The 21,288-nt window shown below is 28.4% G+C and carries 19 protein-coding genes and 1 riboswitch; of the genes, 16 read left to right on the top strand and 3 right to left on the bottom strand.

Annotated elements, in window-relative coordinates:
• The first annotated feature begins 138 nt into the window (after positions 1-138).
• Both RYM86_RS01525 and RYM86_RS01520 read left to right on the top strand, forming a co-directional pair.
• On the top strand, positions 139-399 hold the full coding sequence (locus tag RYM86_RS01525; protein ID WP_035784435.1) for a stage V sporulation protein S: 261 nt from the start codon (positions 139-141) through the stop codon (positions 397-399).
• Positions 400-524: 125 nt separating this feature from the next.
• Positions 525-785, top strand: a complete 261-nt coding sequence (locus RYM86_RS01520) for an HPr family phosphocarrier protein (RefSeq protein WP_003373177.1) — start codon at positions 525-527, stop codon at positions 783-785.
• A gap of 153 nt (positions 786-938) precedes the next feature.
• On the opposite strand, the gene RYM86_RS01515 is transcribed toward RYM86_RS01520, so the two are convergent.
• Positions 939-1,163 carry a DUF378 domain-containing protein gene (locus RYM86_RS01515; RefSeq protein ID WP_315076871.1) on the bottom strand — a complete coding sequence of 75 codons (225 nt, stop codon included), beginning with the start codon at positions 1,161-1,163 and terminating at the stop codon, positions 939-941.
• Positions 1,164-1,332: 169 nt separating this feature from the next.
• On the opposite strand from RYM86_RS01515, the gene purB reads away from it, so the two are divergent.
• Positions 1,333-2,763 (top strand): adenylosuccinate lyase, encoded by a 1,431-nt coding sequence (gene purB, locus RYM86_RS01510; protein ID WP_315076867.1) that lies wholly within the window; start codon positions 1,333-1,335, stop codon positions 2,761-2,763.
• A 147-nt stretch (positions 2,764-2,910) separates the two neighbouring features.
• On the opposite strand, the gene RYM86_RS01505 is transcribed toward purB, so the two are convergent.
• Positions 2,911-3,933, bottom strand: a complete 1,023-nt coding sequence (locus tag RYM86_RS01505; protein ID WP_315076864.1) for an amidase domain-containing protein — start codon at positions 3,931-3,933, stop codon at positions 2,911-2,913.
• A gap of 262 nt (positions 3,934-4,195) precedes the next feature.
• Here RYM86_RS01505 and RYM86_RS01500 point away from each other — a divergent pair, with 262 nt between their 5' ends.
• The 5 genes from RYM86_RS01500 to ribE all read left to right on the top strand — a co-directional run bounded on the left by RYM86_RS01500 (position 4,196) and on the right by ribE (position 10,079).
• Positions 4,196-5,404 (top strand): DUF6398 domain-containing protein, encoded by a 1,209-nt coding sequence (locus RYM86_RS01500; protein WP_315076862.1) that lies wholly within the window; start codon positions 4,196-4,198, stop codon positions 5,402-5,404.
• Between the two features lie 88 nt (positions 5,405-5,492).
• Positions 5,493-5,608, top strand: a riboswitch (FMN riboswitch).
• Positions 5,609-6,029: 421 nt separating this feature from the next.
• Positions 6,030-7,121 (top strand): bifunctional diaminohydroxyphosphoribosylaminopyrimidine deaminase/5-amino-6-(5-phosphoribosylamino)uracil reductase RibD, encoded by a 1,092-nt coding sequence (gene ribD / locus RYM86_RS01495; protein ID WP_315076858.1) that lies wholly within the window; start codon positions 6,030-6,032, stop codon positions 7,119-7,121.
• A gap of 14 nt (positions 7,122-7,135) precedes the next feature.
• On the top strand, positions 7,136-7,786 hold the full coding sequence (locus RYM86_RS01490) for a riboflavin synthase (RefSeq protein WP_315076856.1): 651 nt from the start codon (positions 7,136-7,138) through the stop codon (positions 7,784-7,786).
• 366 nt (positions 7,787-8,152) lie between these two features.
• Positions 8,153-9,346 carry a bifunctional 3,4-dihydroxy-2-butanone-4-phosphate synthase/GTP cyclohydrolase II gene (locus RYM86_RS01485; RefSeq protein ID WP_315076854.1) on the top strand — a complete coding sequence of 398 codons (1,194 nt, stop codon included), beginning with the start codon at positions 8,153-8,155 and terminating at the stop codon, positions 9,344-9,346.
• Positions 9,347-9,617: 271 nt separating this feature from the next.
• On the top strand, positions 9,618-10,079 hold the full coding sequence (gene ribE / locus RYM86_RS01480) for a 6,7-dimethyl-8-ribityllumazine synthase (RefSeq protein ID WP_315076852.1): 462 nt from the start codon (positions 9,618-9,620) through the stop codon (positions 10,077-10,079).
• 342 nt (positions 10,080-10,421) lie between these two features.
• Here ribE and RYM86_RS01475 read toward each other — a convergent pair whose 3' ends face one another.
• Positions 10,422-11,183: a DeoR/GlpR family DNA-binding transcription regulator gene (locus tag RYM86_RS01475; RefSeq protein ID WP_315076849.1), complete on the bottom strand. Its 762-nt coding sequence runs from the start codon at positions 11,181-11,183 to the stop codon at positions 10,422-10,424.
• Positions 11,184-11,414: 231 nt separating this feature from the next.
• On the opposite strand from RYM86_RS01475, the gene RYM86_RS01470 reads away from it, so the two are divergent.
• The 8 genes from RYM86_RS01470 to RYM86_RS01435 all read left to right on the top strand — a co-directional run bounded on the left by RYM86_RS01470 (position 11,415) and on the right by RYM86_RS01435 (position 21,000).
• Positions 11,415-12,569: an iron-containing alcohol dehydrogenase gene (locus RYM86_RS01470; RefSeq protein ID WP_315076846.1), complete on the top strand. Its 1,155-nt coding sequence runs from the start codon at positions 11,415-11,417 to the stop codon at positions 12,567-12,569.
• Positions 12,570-12,574: 5 nt separating this feature from the next.
• The gene (locus RYM86_RS01465) at positions 12,575-13,420 is read left to right on the top strand and encodes a class II fructose-bisphosphate aldolase (protein WP_315076843.1); all 846 of its coding nucleotides are present in this window, start codon (positions 12,575-12,577) and stop codon (positions 13,418-13,420) included.
• Positions 13,421-13,496: 76 nt separating this feature from the next.
• Entirely contained in the window at positions 13,497-14,516 is a 1,020-nt protein-coding gene (gene iolC, locus RYM86_RS01460; RefSeq protein WP_315076841.1) for a 5-dehydro-2-deoxygluconokinase, read from the top strand.
• Between the two features lie 15 nt (positions 14,517-14,531).
• Positions 14,532-15,320: a 5-deoxy-glucuronate isomerase gene (locus RYM86_RS01455; protein ID WP_315076838.1), complete on the top strand. Its 789-nt coding sequence runs from the start codon at positions 14,532-14,534 to the stop codon at positions 15,318-15,320.
• 18 nt (positions 15,321-15,338) lie between these two features.
• Positions 15,339-17,270, top strand: a complete 1,932-nt coding sequence (gene iolD, locus RYM86_RS01450; protein WP_315076836.1) for a 3D-(3,5/4)-trihydroxycyclohexane-1,2-dione acylhydrolase (decyclizing) — start codon at positions 15,339-15,341, stop codon at positions 17,268-17,270.
• A gap of 16 nt (positions 17,271-17,286) precedes the next feature.
• Entirely contained in the window at positions 17,287-18,300 is a 1,014-nt protein-coding gene (gene iolG / locus RYM86_RS01445; RefSeq protein WP_315076834.1) for an inositol 2-dehydrogenase, read from the top strand.
• 95 nt (positions 18,301-18,395) lie between these two features.
• Entirely contained in the window at positions 18,396-19,292 is an 897-nt protein-coding gene (iolE, locus tag RYM86_RS01440) for a myo-inosose-2 dehydratase (RefSeq protein WP_315076833.1), read from the top strand.
• 115 nt (positions 19,293-19,407) lie between these two features.
• Positions 19,408-21,000 (top strand): solute:sodium symporter family transporter, encoded by a 1,593-nt coding sequence (locus tag RYM86_RS01435; protein ID WP_315076830.1) that lies wholly within the window; start codon positions 19,408-19,410, stop codon positions 20,998-21,000.
• Positions 21,001-21,288: the final 288 nt, after the last annotated feature.

The following is a 21,288-nucleotide window of genomic DNA, read 5'->3' as shown; positions in this document are numbered from 1 at the left end:
TAAAATGTATAAGAACTATGCATTTTATCTTTTTTTATTTATAAAATATTATAATAAATAAAGGGATTTTCATAGATTATATAGAATATATATTAATGTAAACGATTTTGTATAATGATTCTAGGAGGAATAATAAAAATGGAAGTATTAAAGGTATCAACTAAATCAAATCCTAATTCTGTAGCAGGCGCATTAGCGGCAATAATAAAAGAAAAGAATATAGCGGAAATACAAGCAGTAGGAGCTGGAGCAATAAATCAAGCAGTTAAAGCTATAGCAATAGCTAGAGGTTTTGTAGCACCGAGTGGAAAGGATATTATTTGTGTACCAGCTTTTACAGATATACTGATAGATGGAGAAGAAAGAACAGCAATAAAACTTATAGTACAACCTAGATAAGATAAAAAACATTTAGTAATATGCATCTTAATTATTTTTAAGTTGAAATTACTCATAAAACAGTATATACTAAAATAGTTGGATGCTATATTTATTAATTAATTTTTTGTAAAGAGGTGGATATAATGGTATCAAAAGAAGTTATAGTAAAAAGTTCATCAGGTCTTCATGCTAGACCAGCAACATTATTAGTTAAGAAGGCTTCAGGATTTAAGTCAGACGTTAGCATAGAATACAATGGTAAGAAAGCAAACGTTAAGAGCTTAATAGGAGTTTTATCTTTAGCCGTAACTAAAGATGCTGCAATAAAAATTTCAGCATCTGGAGATGATGAAGCACTAGCAGTTGAAGAATTAGTTAGTTTAGTTCAATCTTTAGACGATTAATATTTATTAAAAAGAGATGTCCCTAAAACGTATATAAATTTAGGCGACATCTCTTTTGTTATGTATAAAATTCTAATTACAATAGAATTTTTCCAATAAGCAAATATAAGAATAATATTATTTACTTATTGGAAAAATATAATAATAACTATCTTAATTAATTTTTTTATTTAAATTACTATCACATTTAAATAGCAATGAAACTAAGTTTAATGATGATAAGAAGATCATTATATATATTATTCTTTGAATTATAGGTATTCCAAAAGAAAATATAGTTACTAAATTAATATTTAGTAACCCTATTAAGCCCCAATTAAAGGCACCAAGAATAACTAAAATAAAAGCAATTTTATCAAATATATTTAATTTATACATTTTGTTCACTCCTAACTTAATATACATTATGTTTATATATATGATTGAAGATAAAAAATAATAACATTAACTAAATTTTTAAATAAAATACTATCAAAATATAAAAAATATGTTATAATACGAATGTTGAAATAAAAAAAATAAAATATATTCGTGTGGAGGTTTTTGTATGAGAAATTTATATAGCACACCATTAAATTCAAGATATGCATCTAAAGAAATGAGTTTTATTTTTTCAGATGATATGAAATTTACAACTTGGAGAAAATTATGGGTAGCTCTTGCTGAAGGTGAAAGAGAGCTAGGCTTAAATATAACAGAAGAACAAGTAAATGAATTAAAATCAAATGTTAATAATATAAATTATGAAGAAGCTATAAAAAAAGAAAAAGAAGTAAGACATGATGTAATGAGCCATGTGTACGCATATGGGTTACAATGTCCAACTGCTAAGGGTATAATCCATCTTGGAGCTACTTCTTGTTACGTAGGTGATAACACAGATGTAATAATAATGAGAGATGCACTTTTATTAATAAAAGATAAGATAGTAACAGTATTAAATCACTTAAAGAATTTTGCTACTCAATATAAAGATTTACCTACATTAGGATTTACACATTACCAACCAGCTCAATTAACTACAGTAGGAAAAAGAGCGACTTTGTGGATGCAAGATTTAGTTATGGACATTGAAAATATAGATTTTGTAATACATAATTTAAAACTAAGAGGAGTAAAAGGAACAACTGGAACTCAAGCTAGTTTTATGGAATTATTTGATGGTGATGAGGAAAAAGTTAAAAAATTAGATAAAATGATAGCAGAAAAGATGGGATTTGATAAGAGTTTTGGAGTTACAGGTCAAACTTATCCAAGAAAACTTGATTCAATAGTTTTAAATACATTATCAGAAATTGCACAAAGTGCTTATAAGTTTAGTAATGACTTAAGATTACTTCAAAGTATGAAAGAAATGGAAGAACCTTTTGAAAAAAATCAAATAGGATCATCAGCAATGGCTTATAAGAGAAATCCTATGAGAAGTGAAAGAATTAGTGCACTAGCTAGATATGTAATAGTAGATGCTTTAAATCCAGCAATAACAGCAGGAACTCAATGGTTTGAAAGAACATTAGATGATTCAGCTAATAAGAGATTATCAGTTGCAGAAGGATTCTTGGCTTTAGATGGAGTATTAAATCTTTATATGAACATAGCTGAAAATATGGTGGTATATGATAAAGTAATAGCAGCACATGTAGCTAGAGAATTACCATTTATGGCTACTGAAAATATAATGATGGAAGCAGTAAAAAGAGGTAAGGATAGACAAGAATTACATGAAAAAATAAGAGTTCATTCTATGGCAGCAGCTCAAAGAGTTAAAGGTGAAGGATTAGATAATGATCTAATAGAAAGAATAATAAGTGATGATTCCTTTGGACTTACTAAGGATGAAATACTATCAATAATAGATGCTAAGAAATTTGTTGGTAGAGCACCAAGTCAAGTAGTAGAATTTATTGATGAATATGTAAATCCTATTATAGAGAGTAATGAAAAATCTTTAAAAATTAAAAGTGAAATAACAGTTTAAATAATTTAAATATATAGGATATCTTAGTTTGAATCATTCTAAGGTATCCTATATTATTGAGAAATCAAATCTCATAATATTACTAAATCTAATATATATATATCATCTCATATTTAAAACATAGCACAAAAATTTAAAGAAGAGATTCTAATATATTTCAATTCCCCTTATTTTAGGGTACATTATAGGGTAGGTTAAACTTAATGGATAGTTTAATTTGTTATAGCTATGACAACAATAAAGGTAATCTCCATCTGGAAGTAAATGAGTTATTATTCCAGAATGAAAAAACCTACCTATTTTAGGTGTATAAAATTGTACTATAGTACCTTTTTTAAAAGGGGAATTTTTATTAACTTCAAATCCGAGTTTATTTTTTATAATATATGAATATAGGTCTTCAACTCTAACCCAAGCATTACTATAAGGCTTCCATGAATTTGAAGTCTTTAGCCCTCCAAAATGAATTGATTGAGAAATAAAATTAGTACAATCGCCACCTATACCCTCAAAAGATGTATAATCTTTATTAGGAGTCAAAGCAAATTTTTCTGCGTATTTACAAGCTTTTAATGGATCATAGGAAAAACTTCTATCAGAAGTATAAGGTGTTCTGTAACAATTATTATTTTCTAGATATTTTTTATATAAACGATCTAAAACTTTTATTTTAGAACTCCAAATACCTATTTTATTAGAAGAAATAATATTGATTATTTGCAGAAGATCTTTTTTTAGCATATCTTCATATAATTCAGGTGATTCTTCTTTATTAGCTAGAAATATTATTTTAAATTTATGATCACTTTTATTTAATATAAGTATATACTCATCTAAGGAAGATGATATTACACCTTTTGGTGAATTGTTTAAAGTAAAGGATTGTAGATAGTTGAATTTTATTTTAAGTAAGTTATGATTTTTTTCAATTATGTTAAATTTATATTTATATTTTATATTATTTATTTGGCTATTTAGTTTTTTTAACCATAAAGAATTAAAACATTTTTTTAAGTACAAGTCTTCAAAAATATTATCACTTACATTACATTTCTCTTTTGAAAGTAAATTGAATTTATCATATGGAGTAGATAAGATTTTAAAAAAATAGTACAAATCTATTGATAACAATATATCACCGCCTAATGAAAGTAATTTTTTATAAATCATAATTAATTTATAAAAATACGTTTACAGATATATATGAATAAAGTTTATAGATATTGCTAAAAAGTATTAAAATATATATTTTAATATAATGTGATATAATTAAGTGGTTCTATTACGTATAATACTTGCTGATAATATAATTAAAATATATAATATAAAGGTATCAAAAATAAAGAGCAATATTTTAATTATAAGATATTTTAATTATATTAGTGAATAATGAAACCTTATGAGAGATTTTAAAAAAGGAGTTATAAAAATAATGCAAAATTTACCTAACTCAATAGTTGAAAAATATGAAGAAATTCTTGGAAAGATAAAAGTCTTTTCAAATCAATATCTTAATGAACAATATGAAAAAATTTGTATAAAAGCGTTACATGACTTAGAAATGAATCATGAAGATTCATTAAAAAAAGGAAAGAGCTCTTCATGGGCAGCAGGTGTTGTTCATGCAATTGGAACAGTGAATAATTTATTTGATGTTAAAGACGAGCCGTATATTAAAGCTCTTGATTTATATAAAGAATTTGGAGTAAGTAATAGTACTGGCTCTATGAAATCAAAAGAAGTAAGAAATTTATTGAATATAACAAAAGATGATGAAATATGGATAGTAAAATCTAATGACAAAAGTGATGCTTTAAATGACAAAGAAGAAGTAGTAGTTGAAAAAGAAGAAACTAACGCATCAGAAGAAAATATTAGAATTACTGAAGAATTTATAAAAGCTCAAAAAATAATGAGAAAAGCGTGGGCTGAAAAGAATTTTAATAAAAAAGTAAAACTTGCAAAAGAAGCCTTAAGTGTTTGTGAGTATTGCTCAGATGCATACATAATTTTATCTAAAGATTTAAGTTTAACTAATAATGATAAGAAAGAGTTATTAGTTAAAGCAGTTGACTCAGGTAAATATATATTAGGTATTGATGACTTAAAAACTGCATCTAAAGAACAGTTTAATAAGAAAGAAGCGCAACCATTCTTCGGAGCTAAATATACTTTAGCTATTCAATTATGGAAAATGGGTGAAAAAAATGAAGCTATAGATAATGCGTTTGAAATATTAGAATTTAATGAAAAAGACAACTTAATGGCAAGAGGGATATTATCTAGTTGGCTATTAATTGAAAAAAGATATGATGATGCAGAAAAATTATTTGAAAAATATGATAATGATTATTTAGCAGCGGTATCGTATAATAAAGCTTTATTACTTTATGAAACAGGAAAAATAAAAGAAGCAGAAGATGCTATAAGAAAAGCATATAAGAAAAATTCATTTGTAATACCATATATATTAAAACAAAAGAAAATTCCTAAAGTATTACCTAGAATCTCTAGATTTGGCAGTGATGCAGAAGCTATGCATTATATGAAATATAGTTTAGAAGCATGGAATGAAACTAAAGAAACTATTAATTGGATAAAGGAAATGAACGTAAACTTTAAGATCCAAAAATCAAATTAATAGATTATTGTAAAAATAGGAAAAAAAGATCGCATGTTGACCTTTACATAATTAAAAAAATGTGATAGTATGAAAATATAAATTAAATATTAATCTTCAGGGCAGGGTGAAATTCCCTACCGGCGGTAAAGCCCGCGAGCTAGAGATAGCAGATTCGGTTAAACTCCGAAGCCGACAGTAAAGTCTGGATGAAAGAAGAAATTACTTATTTGATCTAATGATTATTAGATTTTAATTCGTATTAATTAAATTGATTTGTACCCTGAACTTATGTTTTAGTTCAGGGTTTTTTAATTTATAAGAGAAAATATGATTTTTAATTATATATAAATAATATTAAAATCATATATCTTTATTTTGATACGTTAAAATCATAATTCATATAGAAAAGATTATTATTGTCCCTGAAGTATTTTACTTCAGGGACTTTTTTATTCTTTAGGAAATTATATCGCCTGAAAATCTGTGGATAACTTATAGAATACTGTATTTTAGAGGCATGATGATTACATCTAAAGAATAAAAAATAATCATATGCCACACCATTATTCCTACATTGCATTTGGAAAGGGTGCATGGCTAAAAAAATTATGATGATTTTTATATTAAGAAGAAGGTGAGTTTAGTGAATGAAGAGTATATGGATTTAGCTTTAGAATTAGCTAAAAAAGGAATAGGTAAGGTTAATCCCAATCCTTTGGTTGGAGCAGTAATAGTAAAAGATAATGAGATAATTGGAACAGGGTATCATGAGAAGTATGGAGGAGCACATGCAGAGGTAAATGCCATTAAGAACGCTACTAAGCCATTAGAAGGAAGTACAATATACGTAACATTAGAACCATGTGCACATTATGGGAAGACTCCTCCTTGTGTAGATTTGATAATAGAGAAAAAAATTAAAAAAGTGGTAATAGGAATGTTAGATCCAAATCCAATAGTATCAGGAAGAAGTATAAAAAAACTGAAAGGAAATGATATAGAAGTTATAGTTGGTATAGAAGAAGAGAAATGTAAAAAAATAAATGAGTCATTTATTAAATATATAACATCAAACTTACCATTTGTTATTTTAAAAAGTGCAATATCATTAGATGGGAAAATAGCAACAACAGCTGGAGAATCAAAGTGGATTACATCAAAAGAATCAAGAAGAGATGGACATTTATTAAGAAATAAATTATCAGCTATTATGGTAGGGATAAATACAATTATTGAAGATGATCCAGAGCTTACATGCAGAATAGAAGATGGAAAAAATCCAATAAGAGTAATTGTTGATAGTACTTTAAGAATTCCGTTAGATTCAAAGATAGTAAATAATCCTGATAAATTAACAATAGTAGCAACAACCCAATATGCTGATAAATTAAAAAAACAAGAATTAATTAATAAAGGTGTAAGAGTAATAGAGATAAATGATAAAAATAAAAAGGTTGATTTGAAAGAATTAATGAGGTATTTAGGAACTTTAAAAATAGATTCTATATTAATTGAAGGTGGAGGAACATTAAATTTCTCGGCTTTAGAAGAAAATATAGTTGATAAGGTAAGATTTTATATATCACCTAAAATATTAGGTGGTGAAACAAGTAAGAGTAGTATAGGTGGACAAGGTTTTTCTAGATTAAGTGATGCTGTAAAACTTAAAGATTTAAACTATGAAAAATTATCAGAGGAGATAGTTATAGAAGGCTATATAAATAAATTGAAGTAAAAGGATGTGATTAAGTGTTTACTGGAATTGTTGAAGAAGTAGGTAGTTTAGAAAAACTTACATTAGGGGGAGGCTTTGGAGTAATAGAAATAAGAGCCAACAAAGTATTAGAAAATACTAAAATAGGTGATAGTATTGCATCAAATGGTGTATGTTTAACAGTTTTAGAAATGACTAAATCTTCATTTAAAGCTAATGTAATGGGAGAAACTTTAGAAAAAAGTTCACTGGGAAGTTTGAAATCAGGAAATAAGATTAATCTTGAAAGAGCAATGAAATTAGAAGATAGATTTGGTGGACATATAGTAAGTGGACATATAGATGGAGTGGGTAAAATAACTGATATAGAGAAAAAGGTTGATGGTACATGGTTTACTATATCTGCATCAAAAGAAATTTTAAAATACATTATATATAAAGGTTCAATAGCCATTGATGGCATAAGTCTAACAGTTGCATATGTTGATGATGAAAAGTTTAAAGTATCTGTTATACCGCATACTTTAGAAAATACAATTTTATGTGAAAAAAAAGTTCAGTCAGTTGTAAATTTAGAATGTGATGTGGTTGGAAAATATATTGAAAAACTAGTAAATAACAAAGATGAAGAAATAAAAAATGAAAGCAATGTAACCATGGAGTTTTTAAGAGAAAATGGTTTTTAATAATAGAATGTGTCTTAAGGGAGTATTGATGTTTTAGTCTATAGCTCGCGGACTGACAAATTTACTTTAATAACACTAAATGTCTACTAGTCTAATTAATGCATGCTCCCAATGAAACATTGTACTGTGTGAAAATTCGTGTATCCAAATGTAAAATTTGGACACTTACTTTTGACAAGCAATTAATTAGACTATTTAAAGGAAACTCGACTTCGCTGAGTAAGTTCGAAAAGCTAAATATAAAATTTATATTCTCACTTAATGGTTATAAAAAGCAAATTTCAATGCCACTGCGCCATTATACTAAAACATCAAAAGTTACTTAAAACAAATCCTAAAATAAAATTATGTATGAGGTGAGAGAAAATGAAATTTAGTACTGTTGAAGAATGTGTAAAAGATATAAAAAATGGAAAAATGATTATTATTGTTGATGATGAGGGAAGGGAAAATGAAGGGGATTTAGTTATTCCAGCAGAGAAAGCAACTCCTGAAAATGTGAATTTTATGATTAAATATGCAAGAGGATTGTTGTGTGCACCTGTAGAAGAAGAAATAGCATTAAAATTGGGGTTAAATCCTATGGTTGAAAAAAATACAGACAACCATGAAACAGCATTTACAGTAGCTGTTGATTATATAGATACAACTACTGGAATTTCAGCATTTGAAAGATCTGACACTATAAAAATGTTAGCACAAAGTGAAAGACCTGAGGACTTTAGAAGACCTGGACATGTATTTCCTCTTATAGCAAAGAAAAAAGGTGTATTAGAAAGAACAGGGCATACAGAAGCATCAGTGGATTTAGCTAAAATTGCAGGCTTTAAAGGAGCTGCTGCAATATGTGAAATAATAAAAGATGATGGAAGTATGGCAAGAAGAGATGATTTAATAAAATTTGCTAAGGAACATGATTTGAAAATATTAACTATAGAAGAATTAATAAGATATAGACTAAGAAATGAAAGCAGTGTTACTAGAGAGGTGGAAGCAAAACTTCCAACTAAGTATGGAGACTTTAAGGTCATAGGCTTTAAGGAAAATGATAGTGAAAAATGTCATTTAGCTTTAATTAAAGGAGATATTTCAGGTGAAGAACCAGTGCTTGTTAGAGTTCATTCAGAATGTTTAACTGGAGATAGTTTAGGATCAAAAAAATGTGATTGTGGAGAACAATATGATGCAGCTATGAAAATGATAGCAAAAGAAGGAAGAGGCATTTTACTATACATGAAACAAGAAGGAAGAGGCATTGGTCTTTTAAATAAATTAAAAGCATATGCACTTCAAGATGAAGGATTAGATACTGTTGAAGCTAACTTAGCCCTAGGTTTTGCACCGGATTTAAGGGAGTATAAAGCTAGTGCAGATATGCTAAAAAATTTAGGAGTAGAGAAAATTAAACTAATAACAAATAATCCAGAAAAAATAGATGGACTTAGAGAAAGTGGTATTAATGTAGTGCAAAGAATTCCAGTAGAGATGACAGTAAATAAAAATGATGAATTTTATTTGAAAATTAAAAAAGAAAAAATGAATCATTTGTTGAATATTTAAATTAAAAAATAAAAAAGCTCATACTTAGTAGAGCATGAATATATGAATAAAAAAACTACTCATAGGAATTAAATATATTACACATATTTAAAATAAATCTCAAAATAAAAACAATTTAGCTTATATTTAGTGATTATTAAAAGTTTTATATAAAATTTTGAAGAGGTAATGTACTTTTTATAATAGTTTTACTTTGATAATTTAATTCTTTAACTCAATAAGTCATTAAAATGTAATAGCTATAAAAATATAAAATTAGGAGGAATTAATAATGAATATTTTTGAAGGAAAATTAATTGCAGAAGGATTAAAGGTTGGAATAATAGTAGGGAGATTTAATGAATTTATAGGTAGCAAGCTTTTAGATGGAGCTTTAGATGGACTTAAAAGACATGGAGTAAATGCAGAGCATATAGATGTAGCTTGGGTACCAGGAGCATTTGAGATGCCGTTAATAGCAAAGAAGATGGCGAAAAGTCCTAAATATGATGCTGTTATATGTTTAGGCGCAGTAATAAAAGGATCAACATCACATTATGATTATGTTTGTTCAGAAGTTTCTAAGGGAATTGCAAATGTATCATTAGAAACTGGAAAGCCAGTAATGTTTGGAGTACTTACAACGAATAATATAGAACAAGCTATAGAGAGAGCAGGAACTAAAGCAGGAAATAAAGGTTATGAATGTGCAGTAGGTGCAATTGAAATGGCTAATTTAATAAAAGAACTATAATGAGATAACAAATTAATATATACAGAGCAGAATAATTCAGCCTCGTTAAATAGATATAAGCTAAAAATAAAAAGCTTAATGTATTACATTTAACGAGGTGATTTTTATTCCCTAGAATTTTCGAAGCCTGAAAATCTGATGAAATCTAGGTTTATGCTAGAATAAATTGAGAGTGGAAATTGGAGAGATAATGAAAAATCTATTCTGAAATTTAAAAAATATATTTTTTTAGAAAGTCATGAAGAATTTCAACCACAACTGTTAACTATCATCTATCCATTTTTAACTAACAAAGCGTGGCATAGCTACTTTTTATTAACCTGTCTAATAATATTTTTTAATTTAATTAGGAACTATAAGTTCAACATTATAATTATTAAAATAATCTATATATTTAGCTGAAGGATACTTATCTGTAATTAGATAATCTAAATCTTTTACATCACAAAATGTCATTAAAGAAACTATATTAAATTTTGAACTATCTGCAAGTAAAAATGTTTTATGACTTTTAGAAACAGCTACTTTTTTTATTTTAAATTCATTAGGCGAGGTGTGAGTAACGCCATTATCTAATGAGATTCCAGTACAGGCCATAAAAGATTTATTTATATTATAAGTTGATAATACATCACTAGAAGTTAGTCCTGTAAAAGAAAAAGTAGTTCTATTAAATCTACCAGATAAACATATTATGTCAATATTATCATGAGGAATTGCTTTTAAAATAACATTAATGCTATTGGTGAATAATGTTATATTATCTTTATCATTTAAGTAATCAACTATATTCAATGTGGTAGTACCAGAATCTATGAATATAGAATCTCCATCTTCAATAAATTCAGCAGCTTTTTTAGCAATATCTATTTTAGCACTGTTATTTTTTATTGTTCTCTCTTCAAATGGAAGCAGTTCATTACTTTGAGTATTTACTGTAACGCCCCCATATACTTTTTTTATTACGCCTTTATCAACTAAGGCGTCTACATCTCTACGAATTGTATTTTTTGACATCTTAAATTCGTCACAAAGCTTATCTAGTGATATAGTTTTATGCTTATAAATAAATTCTTCTAATAAATCAAGCCTTTTTAAACGCATCTAAATACCCCCTTTTTATTTAATTTCAAAAATATGGAATCTAATATTTATTATAAACTATCAAATTATAAAGTAAAAGACATTATCATAATTATACCATAAATATCCTTAAAATTAAAAAAAAGTAAAAAACATACAAGGAAAATATTGACAATTGGAAAATAGGTACTTATAATATAACCATAAGATAACAAAAAGTTAATCATAAAGTACCTGAAAGGAGGAGAGGATATGTCAAATGAATTTATAATGCCAAATAAAATTTTAACAGGAAAGAATTCATTAGAAGATAGTAGAGAAGATTTAAAATCATTTGGTAAAAAAGTTTTAATTATTACAGATAATATTATGGTTAAGCTAGGTAATGTACAAGCTGTAATTGATATTTTAGATAAAGAAAAAATTAATTATTTTATATATGATGAGATAAATGGTGAACCAACGGATGTGATGATAGATAAAGGTGTAGATTTATATAAAAAAGAAAATTGCGATTTTTTATTAGCTGTTGGAGGCGGAAGTGCAATAGATTCAGCTAAGGCCATAGCAATGATGATTAGCAATAGTGGCAATATTTCAGATTATATGGGAAAGAAAATTGAAAATGAATTGCCTAAAGTTGTAGCGATACCAACAACTGCTGGAACAGGTTCTGAGGTAACAAAGTTTACTATAATTTCTGATACTAAAACTGATGTAAAGATGTTAATAAAGGGAAGTTCATTAATGCCCACATTAGCAATTATAGATTCAAGATTTACGATGACAGCACCACCTAAAATAACAGCTGCAACAGGATTAGATGCATTAACACATGCAATAGAAGCTTATACATCTAAAAAGTCTCAATCACTTTCTGACACATTTGCATTATCAGCAATAAAAAAGATATTTAAATATTTGCCAATAGCATTTAATGAAGGAAATAATGAAGAGGCTAGAATTCAAATGGCCATTGCAGCATTAGAAGCAGGAATTGCTTTTAATAACTCATCAGTAACAATAGTACACGGTATGAGTAGACCCATAGGAGCATTATTTCATGTGCCTCATGGTATATCAAATGCAATGTTATTAAAGGAATGTTTTAACTTTGTATTAGATGGTGCTTATAAGAGATTCGCAGATCTTGCAAGAGCAATCAATATAGTAAATGATAATGAAACTGATAAAATAGCTGCTAAAAAATTTGTTGATGAAGTAGATAATCTATGTAACACATTATTAATACCTACTTTAAGGGAATACGGAATAGATAAAGAAAAGTTCTTTAATAATTTAGACAAAATGGCGAAGGATGCACTAGAAAGTGGAAGTCCCCAAAATACTTTAAAAATAGTTACACATGATGATATTGTTGAAGTTTATAAATCACTTTGGAGGTGATCAAGATGCCATTAGTAAATATGAAAGAGATATTAGTAAAAGCTGACAATGGAAATTATGCAATTGGAAGTTTTAGTGTAGCTAATATGGAAATGATAATTGGTGCTATAAAAGCAGCAGAGGAATTAAATTCTCCAATTATATTACAAATAGCAGAAGTGAGATTAAAACATTCACCATTAGATATAATAGGGCCAGCAATGATAAAAGCAGCAGAAAAAGCTAAAGTACCTGTAGCTGTACACTTTGACCATGGCTTAACAATAGACAATATAAAAAAAGCATTAAGTTTAGGATTTACTTCAGTAATGATAGATGGATCATCACTAGATTTTTTAGAAAATATAAAGATAACGAGTTTAGTAGAAAAATTGGCTAGAGATTATGGGGCTGCTGTGGAAGGCGAAATTGGCCATGTTGGTGGAAGTGAAGATGGTAGTGAAAATGTAGATATAAAAGTTACGGATTTAGAAGAGGCTAGGAAATTTATAAATGATACTAAAATAGATGCCCTTGCAGTAGCAATAGGAAATTCTCATGGGGTTTACAAAGGTGAACCTAAATTAAGATTTGATATTTTAACAAAACTACATGATAACTTAAAAATACCATTAGTATTACATGGTGGCTCAGGAATATCAGAAGATGACTTTAAAAAATGTGCAACTATGGGAATAAGGAAAATAAATATAGCAACTGCAACTTTTAATAAAGTAAGAGATTCTGTAAAAAATCTAAATAGTAATTCAAAAGGCTATGATTACTTTACTTTGCATGAGACTGAAATACAAGGGGCATATGAGAATGTAAAGAAACATATAAAAATTTTTGGCAGTGAGAATAAAGCATAATGAATGTAATTTTAGTTAGAAATAGAGAATGTTTATATTAAGTATTATAGAAACATTACACAAGGAGGTTTAAAAAATGGGATATATTAAATTCCAAAAAGATAGAAAATTTGAGATAGTTCCTATTGGAAGAGTAGCAATTGATTTTAATCCAATAGATATAAATAGACCACTTTCAGAAAGTAAGAGTTTTAAAAAGTATTTAGGTGGATCACCAGCTAATATAGCAGTTGGACTTTCAAGACTTGGAAAAAAAGTTGGTTTTATAGGTAAGATTTCAAAGGATCAATTTGGAAAATTTGTAGTCGATTACTTTGATAATGAAGGGATAGATACTTCACAAATAAAGTATGCAGAAAACGGAGAATCTTTAGGATTAACTTTTACAGAAATAGCAAGTCCAACAGAAAGTAGTATCTTGATGTATAGAAATGGAATAGCTGATTTAGAGTTAAATGTTCATGAGATAGATGAAGAATATATAAAAAATACAAAGGCAATAGTAATATCAGGTACAGCACTTGCTAAAAGTCCATCTAGAGAGGCAGCTCTTAAGGCATTAGAGCTTGCTAAAAAGAATAATACAGTTGTAATTTTTGATGTAGATTATAGAGAATACAATTGGAAAAATAAAGATGAAATAGCCATTTATTATTCAATAGTTGGAAAGCAAAGTGACATTGTTATGGGATCAAGAGAAGAATTTGATTTGATGGAAAGTCTAATTGTTAAGGAAAAAAGCACAGATGAAGAAAGTGCTAAAAGATGGTTAGGTTTTGGTAATAAAATAGTTGTAATTAAACATGGAAAAGAAGGCTCTACAGCTTATACTAATGACGGAAAATCATATAATATAAAGCCATTTCCAGTAAAACTCTTAAAATCATTTGGTGGTGGAGATGCATATGCTTCAGCATTTATATATGGAATATTAGAAGAATGGGATATTATGGACGCTTTAGAATTTGGAAGTGCTTCAGCAGCTATGTTAGTAGCAAGTCATAGTTGTTCAGAAGATATGCCAACTGTAAAAGAGATAAATGAATTTATAAAAGAGAAGAAAGAACAATATGGAGAAATGATAGCAAGAGGATAAGGGAGGGAGAATCAAATGGTTCATGAATTACATGATTTACAATATGGTGAAAACGTATTATGTGAAATTAGCAGTAAAAACAAAGAAATGCTAATGGATATCGTAGTTGAAAAATTAAGAAAAGATGAAATAAAAGGGTACCACAATGCTGATAAAGAAATAGCAGTACTTCTTTTAATAGGAAAGGTTAAAATAGCTTGGAATAAAGACTCTGAAATAATAGAGAGAAAATCTGTTTTTGATGAAGATCCATGGTGTTTACATGTCCCTAAGAATATAAAAGTAACAGTTGAATGTTTAGAAGAAAGTGAATTAATAATACAAAGTACAGATAATAAAAATGATTTTGAAGCAAAATTATATTCACCTGAAAACTGTAGAAGTGATATTTTTGGTGAAGGAACTTGGAATGGAACTGCAAGAAGAATTGTAAGAACTGTATTTGATTATAATAATGCACCTTATTCTAATATGGTAATTGGGGAAGTTATAACATTTCCTGGGAAATGGTCAAGCTACCCACCACATTATCATCCACAACCAGAAGTGTATTTTTATAAGTTTAACAAGGAACAAGGCTTTGGATTTTGTTTAAATGGTGATGATGCTTATAAAATTTCTAATAATAGTTTTTCCACAATAACAGGTGGAGATGTACATCCACAAACATCAGCACCAGGATATGCAATGTACTATTGTTGGATGATTAGACATCTTGAAAATAATCCATGGACTGACAGGATAGATGTAGAAGAGCACAAATGGCTTTGGGATAAAGACGTTAAAATATGGCCGGATAAATAACAAAGAGAAGGTGAATTTATGAGTAATATAAAGATGACAACAGCACAAGCGTTAGTAAAGTTCCTAGATAATCAATATGTTTCATTTGATGAAAAAGAAGAAAAATTTGTTCATGGAATATTTACTATATTTGGTCATGGAATAGTGGTTGGTTTAGGGCAGGCACTAGATGAAAATCCAAGAAGTCTAAGAGTTTATCAAGGAAGAAATGAGCAAGGAATGGCACATGCAGCAACAGCTTTTGCCAAGCAAAATAATAGAAGAAAGATCATAGCTTGTTCTTCATCAATAGGACCAGGAGCTGCAAATATGGTCACAGCAGCAGCAACGGCTACAGTAAATAATATACCATTACTTTTACTTCCAGGTGATTCATTTTCTACTAGACAACCAGATCCAGTACTTCAACAAATTGAGCAATCTTATAACCTTGGAATCACTACAAATGATGTATTTAAGCCCGTATGCAAGTATTGGGACAGAGTAAATAGACCTGAACAATTAATGTCTGCGATGATTAATGCAATGAGAGTATTAACTGATCCAACTGAAACAGGAGCAGTATGTATAGCACTTCCACAGGATGTTCAAGGAGAAAGTTTTGAGTTCCCAGAATATTTCTTTAAAAAACGTGTTCACAAAATTACTAAACCTTTAGCTGTAGAAGAGGAATTTTATGAATGCTTAAATATAATGAAAAACAAAAAGAAACCTATAATAATTTGTGGTGGTGGAGTAAGGTATTCAGAAGCAGGAGATGCCATGTCTAAATTTGCTAATAGATTTAATATACCTATAGGTGAAACACAAGCTGGTAAAAGCTCAATAAAATCAAGTGATCCTATGAACTTAGGTGGTATTGGAGTTACAGGAAATCTAGCTGCAAATATGATAGCTAAAGATGCTGATTTAGTAATTGGAGTTGGTACAAGATTTTCAGATTTTACAACTGCATCAAAATCATTATTTAAAAATCCTGATGTAGAATTTATAACAATTAACTTATCAAAATTTCATGCTAGTAAATTGGACTCATTTAAGATGGTTGGAGATGCTAAAGAATGTTTAGAATATCTTCATAAATTACTTAAAAAAGAAAATTATATTTCTTCATATAAAGATGAGATAAAAGATGCAAAAATGGCATGGAAAGAAGAAATGAAAAAACTAACTAATATAAAATATGAAGATAATTTTGAGCCATTAATAAAATTTAGAAATAAAGAAAGCTTAGAAGAATTTAAAAAATTAACTGATACAACAATAACGCAAACATCTGCATTAGGATTAATTAGAGAATGTATTGATGATGATGCAATTATTGTTGGCGCATCAGGAAGTTTACCAGGAGATCTTCAAAGAATGTGGGAAACAGAATCTTTAAATTCTTATCATATGGAATACGGATATTCATGTATGGGATATGAAATAGCAGCAGGATTTGGTGCAAAATTAGCAGCTCCAGAAAAAGAAGTTTATTCAATTTTAGGTGATGGAAGTTATTTAATGTTACATTCAGAACTTATAACTTCAATTCAAGAAAATAAAAAAGTAAATGTATTATTATTTGATAATTGCGGTTTTGGTTGTATAAATAATTTACAAATGTCTAATGGTATAGGAAATTTAGCAACTGAGTTCAGATATAGAAATAGTGAAACAAATAAACTGAATGGTAAATTAATACCAATAGATTTTGCAAAAGCAGCTGAAGGATATGGCTTAAAAACATACACAGCTAAAAACTTAGAAGAATTAAAGAATGCATTAATAGATGCAAAAAAACAAAAAATTTCTACTTTAATTGATATTAAAGTATTACCTAAAACTATGACTGATGGATATGAATCATGGTGGCATGTAGGATTAGCTGAAGTATCAGAAAAAGAATCTGTTAATAAGGCTTTTAAAAATAATAAAGAAGTATTAAAAAGTGCAAGAAAATATTAAAAGGGAGATGTTTTTTATGTTAAAAGTTGGAATCATTGGAGCAGGAAGAATAGGTAAAGTTCATGGAGAAAGTATTTCTAAATACGTTAAAAATGCAGAAGTAAAGGCAATAGCAGATGTATTTTTAAATGATGATACTAAAAAATGGGCTAAAGAAATGGGAATAGCTAATGTTTATAATGACTACAAGAAAATTCTTGAGGATTCAGAAATAGATGCAGTTCTTATCTGTTCATCAACAGATACTCACTCATCAATTTCTATAGAAGCTATAAGAGCAGGAAAGCATGTATTCTGTGAAAAACCAATTGACCATGAATTAAGTAGAATTAAAGAAGTTATAAATGAACTTAATAAATCAAATGTTAAATATCAAGTAGGATTTAATAGAAGATATGATCATAATTTTAAAGCAGTTAGAGAAGCTGTTGTAGAAGGTAAAATTGGAGATCCACACATTCTAAAAATAACTTCAAGAGATCCAGAACCACCATCAATAGATTATGTTAAAGTTTCAGGTGGACTTTTCCTTGATATGGCTATTCATGATTTTGATATGGCTAGATATCTTTTAGGAAATGATGTTGAAGAAGTTTATGCAGCTGGAAATGTATTAGTAGATAAAGCTATTGGAGAAGCAGGAGATATAGATACTGCAATAGTTACATTAAAAATGGAAAATGGAGCAATGGCTGTAATTGATAACTCAAGACAATCAGCTTATGGATATGACCAAAGAGCAGAGGTATTTGGATCACTTGGACAAGTAGCTGTAGCTAATGATAGTACTTCAAGTGCAGTTGTATCAACAAAGGATGGAGTAAATGGAGAAAAACCACTATTCTTCTTCTTAGAAAGATATATGCAAGCTTATGCAGAGGAAATAACTGAATTTATTGATGCAATTGTAAATGACACAGAAGTTGCAGTAAATGCTGATGATGGATTAAAGGCTGTACTAATAGGTAAGGCAGCAACAAAATCTTTAAAAGAAAATAGACCTGTTAAGATATCAGAAATTCAATATTAATATTAAAAGAAAATAGATTTTTAACATTTAAAAATTCTGTAGATAATTTATGAAAGAATAGTTTAATATTTCGTGAAATTTTAGGGGGAATTAATATGTTTAATAGCGATAAAGTGAAAATAGGAATATGTCCAATTGGTTGGACTAATGATGATATGCCAGACTTAGGTAAAGAAAATACATTTGAACAAGCTGTGAGTGAAATGGCTCTTGCAGGATTTAAGGGTACTGAAATCGGAAATAAATACCCTAAAGATGTAAAGGTTTTAGAAAGAGCTTTAGAAATGAGAAATCTTCAAATTGCAAGTGCTTGGTTTAGCTCATTTTTAACTACTAAACCATATGAAGAAACTGAGAAAGAATTTTTAGCTCATAGAGATTTTTTACATGCAATGGGCTCTAAAGTAATAGTAGTTTCAGAACAAGGTCATAGTATTCAAGGACAAATGGAAACTCCTATATTTGATGGAAAGTATCATTTTAATGAAGAAGAATGGAAGCTATTAGCGCATGGACTTAATAAATTAGGACAATTAGCAGCTGATAAAGGAATGAAGGTAGTTTATCATCACCATATGGGCACTGGAGTACAAACAACAGAGGAAATTGATAAGTTAATGAGTGTTACTGATGAAAGCTTAGTATATTTATTATTTGATACAGGGCATTTAGTATATTCAGGTGAAAATCCAATTGAAATACTAAAAAAGTATGTTAACAGAATAAAACACGTTCACTTAAAAGATATAAGACCTGAAATTGTAAATAAAGTTAAGAATGAAAAGTTAAGTTTCTTAAAAGGTGTAAGGGCTGGCGCATTTACTGTTCCTGGAGATGGATCAATAGATTTTCAACCAATATTTAAGATATTAGCAGAAAATAATTATGAAGGATGGTTAATGATAGAAGCGGAACAAGATCCATCTATTGCAAATCCTCTTGGATATGCAATCAAAGGAAGAAAATATATAAAAGAAAAAGCTAATATTTAAGCATTTAATTTATCATTTTATCTTTGGGATTTCATGTTATATTTTATAAGAATGAGTGTTTTATAAATAAATATAATATGGAATCCTTTTATTCTAAATAGAAGGAGGATTGAAAATGTTTACATTGATTACCTTTATATTTTTTGTAGTTTTAGTAGGTGCAATATCATTTTATAAAACTAGAGGTTCTAACACTGAATCAGCAGATGGATACTTTTTAGCTGGCAGGGGATTATCAGGCGTTGTAATAGCCAGTTCAATAATGCTTACTAATTTATCAACAGAACAAATAATAGGATTAAATGGACAAAGTTATATGACTAATATGGGGCCAATGGCATGGGAAGCTACGGCATGTGTATCATTAGGAATCTTAGCTTTAATATTTTTACCTAAGTACTTTAAAAGTGGAATTACAACAATACCAGATTTTTTAGAGGAAAGATATGATTCAACCACAAAAAGAATAGTATCGTTGTTGCTTCTTTTAGGATATATAGTAACATACATTCCTACAGTATTGTATTCAGGTGCTATAGTTATAAATAAAATATTTGGAATATCAGATATTTTAGGAATAACAACTTTTCAAGCAATAGCAATAACTGGATTTATGATATCAGTAATAGGATGTATATATGCAGTATATGGTGGATTAAAACTATGTGCTGTATCAGATACCATTAATGGAATAGGCCTGCTTGTGGGTGGCTTAATGGTACCTGTACTTGGAATAATATCAGTTGGACATGGGAATTTTGTAGATGGATTTAATGTTTTACTAGCCAATCCTCAAAAATTAAATGCAATAAATCCAGCAAATTCCCTTTCTCCACTAGTTCCATGGCCAGTTTTAATGACTGGATTATTATTTAATAATTTATTCTATTTTTGTACTAATCAATCAATTGTTCAAAGAGCTTTGGGTGCTAAAAATTTAGAAGAAGCACAAAAAGGCGCTATATATGCAGGATTTTTAAAATTAATAGGACCTTTCTTTTTAGTATTGCCAGGTGTAATTGCATTTGCTAAGTATGGAACAAGATTAGAAAATGCAGATATGGCATATCCTACATTATTGATAGATGTATTACCAAAATCATTATTAGGATTTTTCGCAGCAGTTTTATTTGGAGCTATTATGAGTTCATTTAATGGAGCATTAAATAGTTCAGCTACGTTATTTACATTAGATCTTTATAAACCACTTTTAAAACCAAAAGCTAGTGATAAAGAATTAGTTCATATTGGTAGAAAATTTAATATAATAGTTGCAATAATAGCTACATGTGTTGCACCATTTATATTATATGCACCTACGGGATTATATGGATTTTTACAAGAATGTTTTGGTTTTTATAATGTACCGATTTTAGCAGCTGTAGTTGTAGGATTTTATTCCAAAAGAGTTCCAAAGATTGCACCTAAAATTGCATTTTTTGTTCATATAGCTTTATATACATTATCAAAATTTTTAATAAAAGATGTTCATTTTCTTTACGTATTGGGAGTTTTATTCCCAACATGTGTAATCGTTATGCTTATAATTGGAAAATTACATCCTAGAGAAACTGATTTTGTACAAGAAAATAAAGCAGTAGTTAGTTTAACGCCGTGGAAACATGCTAAATTAGCAACTGGAATTATGGTGGGAACAATGTGTTTAATATACTTAATTTTCTCACCACTAGGAATAGGTAAGTGGTAAAATATTAATTAAAATAAATAGGTATGAAATTTATCTAAAAAGATGTATTTCATATCTATTTATTTGAAGTTAAAAAATTATAAAATTTAAAAACATTAGGCTGTGTTTTAGCAGAGTGTTGATATATGCATAAGTAAAGCTGGACAGGTAATTGAACTTAAGAATACTAAAATGAGTATAGTCCCATTTTAGCTTGCTCCAAATATAAAAATTGAGACAAGCAGTAAATGTGACAATACTCATTAAGTGTTCTAAAAGTTAAATTACAATGCCACTTTCACCTTATGC

Origin of the sequence: uncultured Clostridium sp. (genome assembly GCF_963527835.1) — a bacterium.
Taxonomy (GTDB): Bacteria; Bacillota; Clostridia; order Clostridiales; family Clostridiaceae; genus Clostridium.
This window is presented reverse-complemented; position numbering and strand designations above follow the sequence as displayed.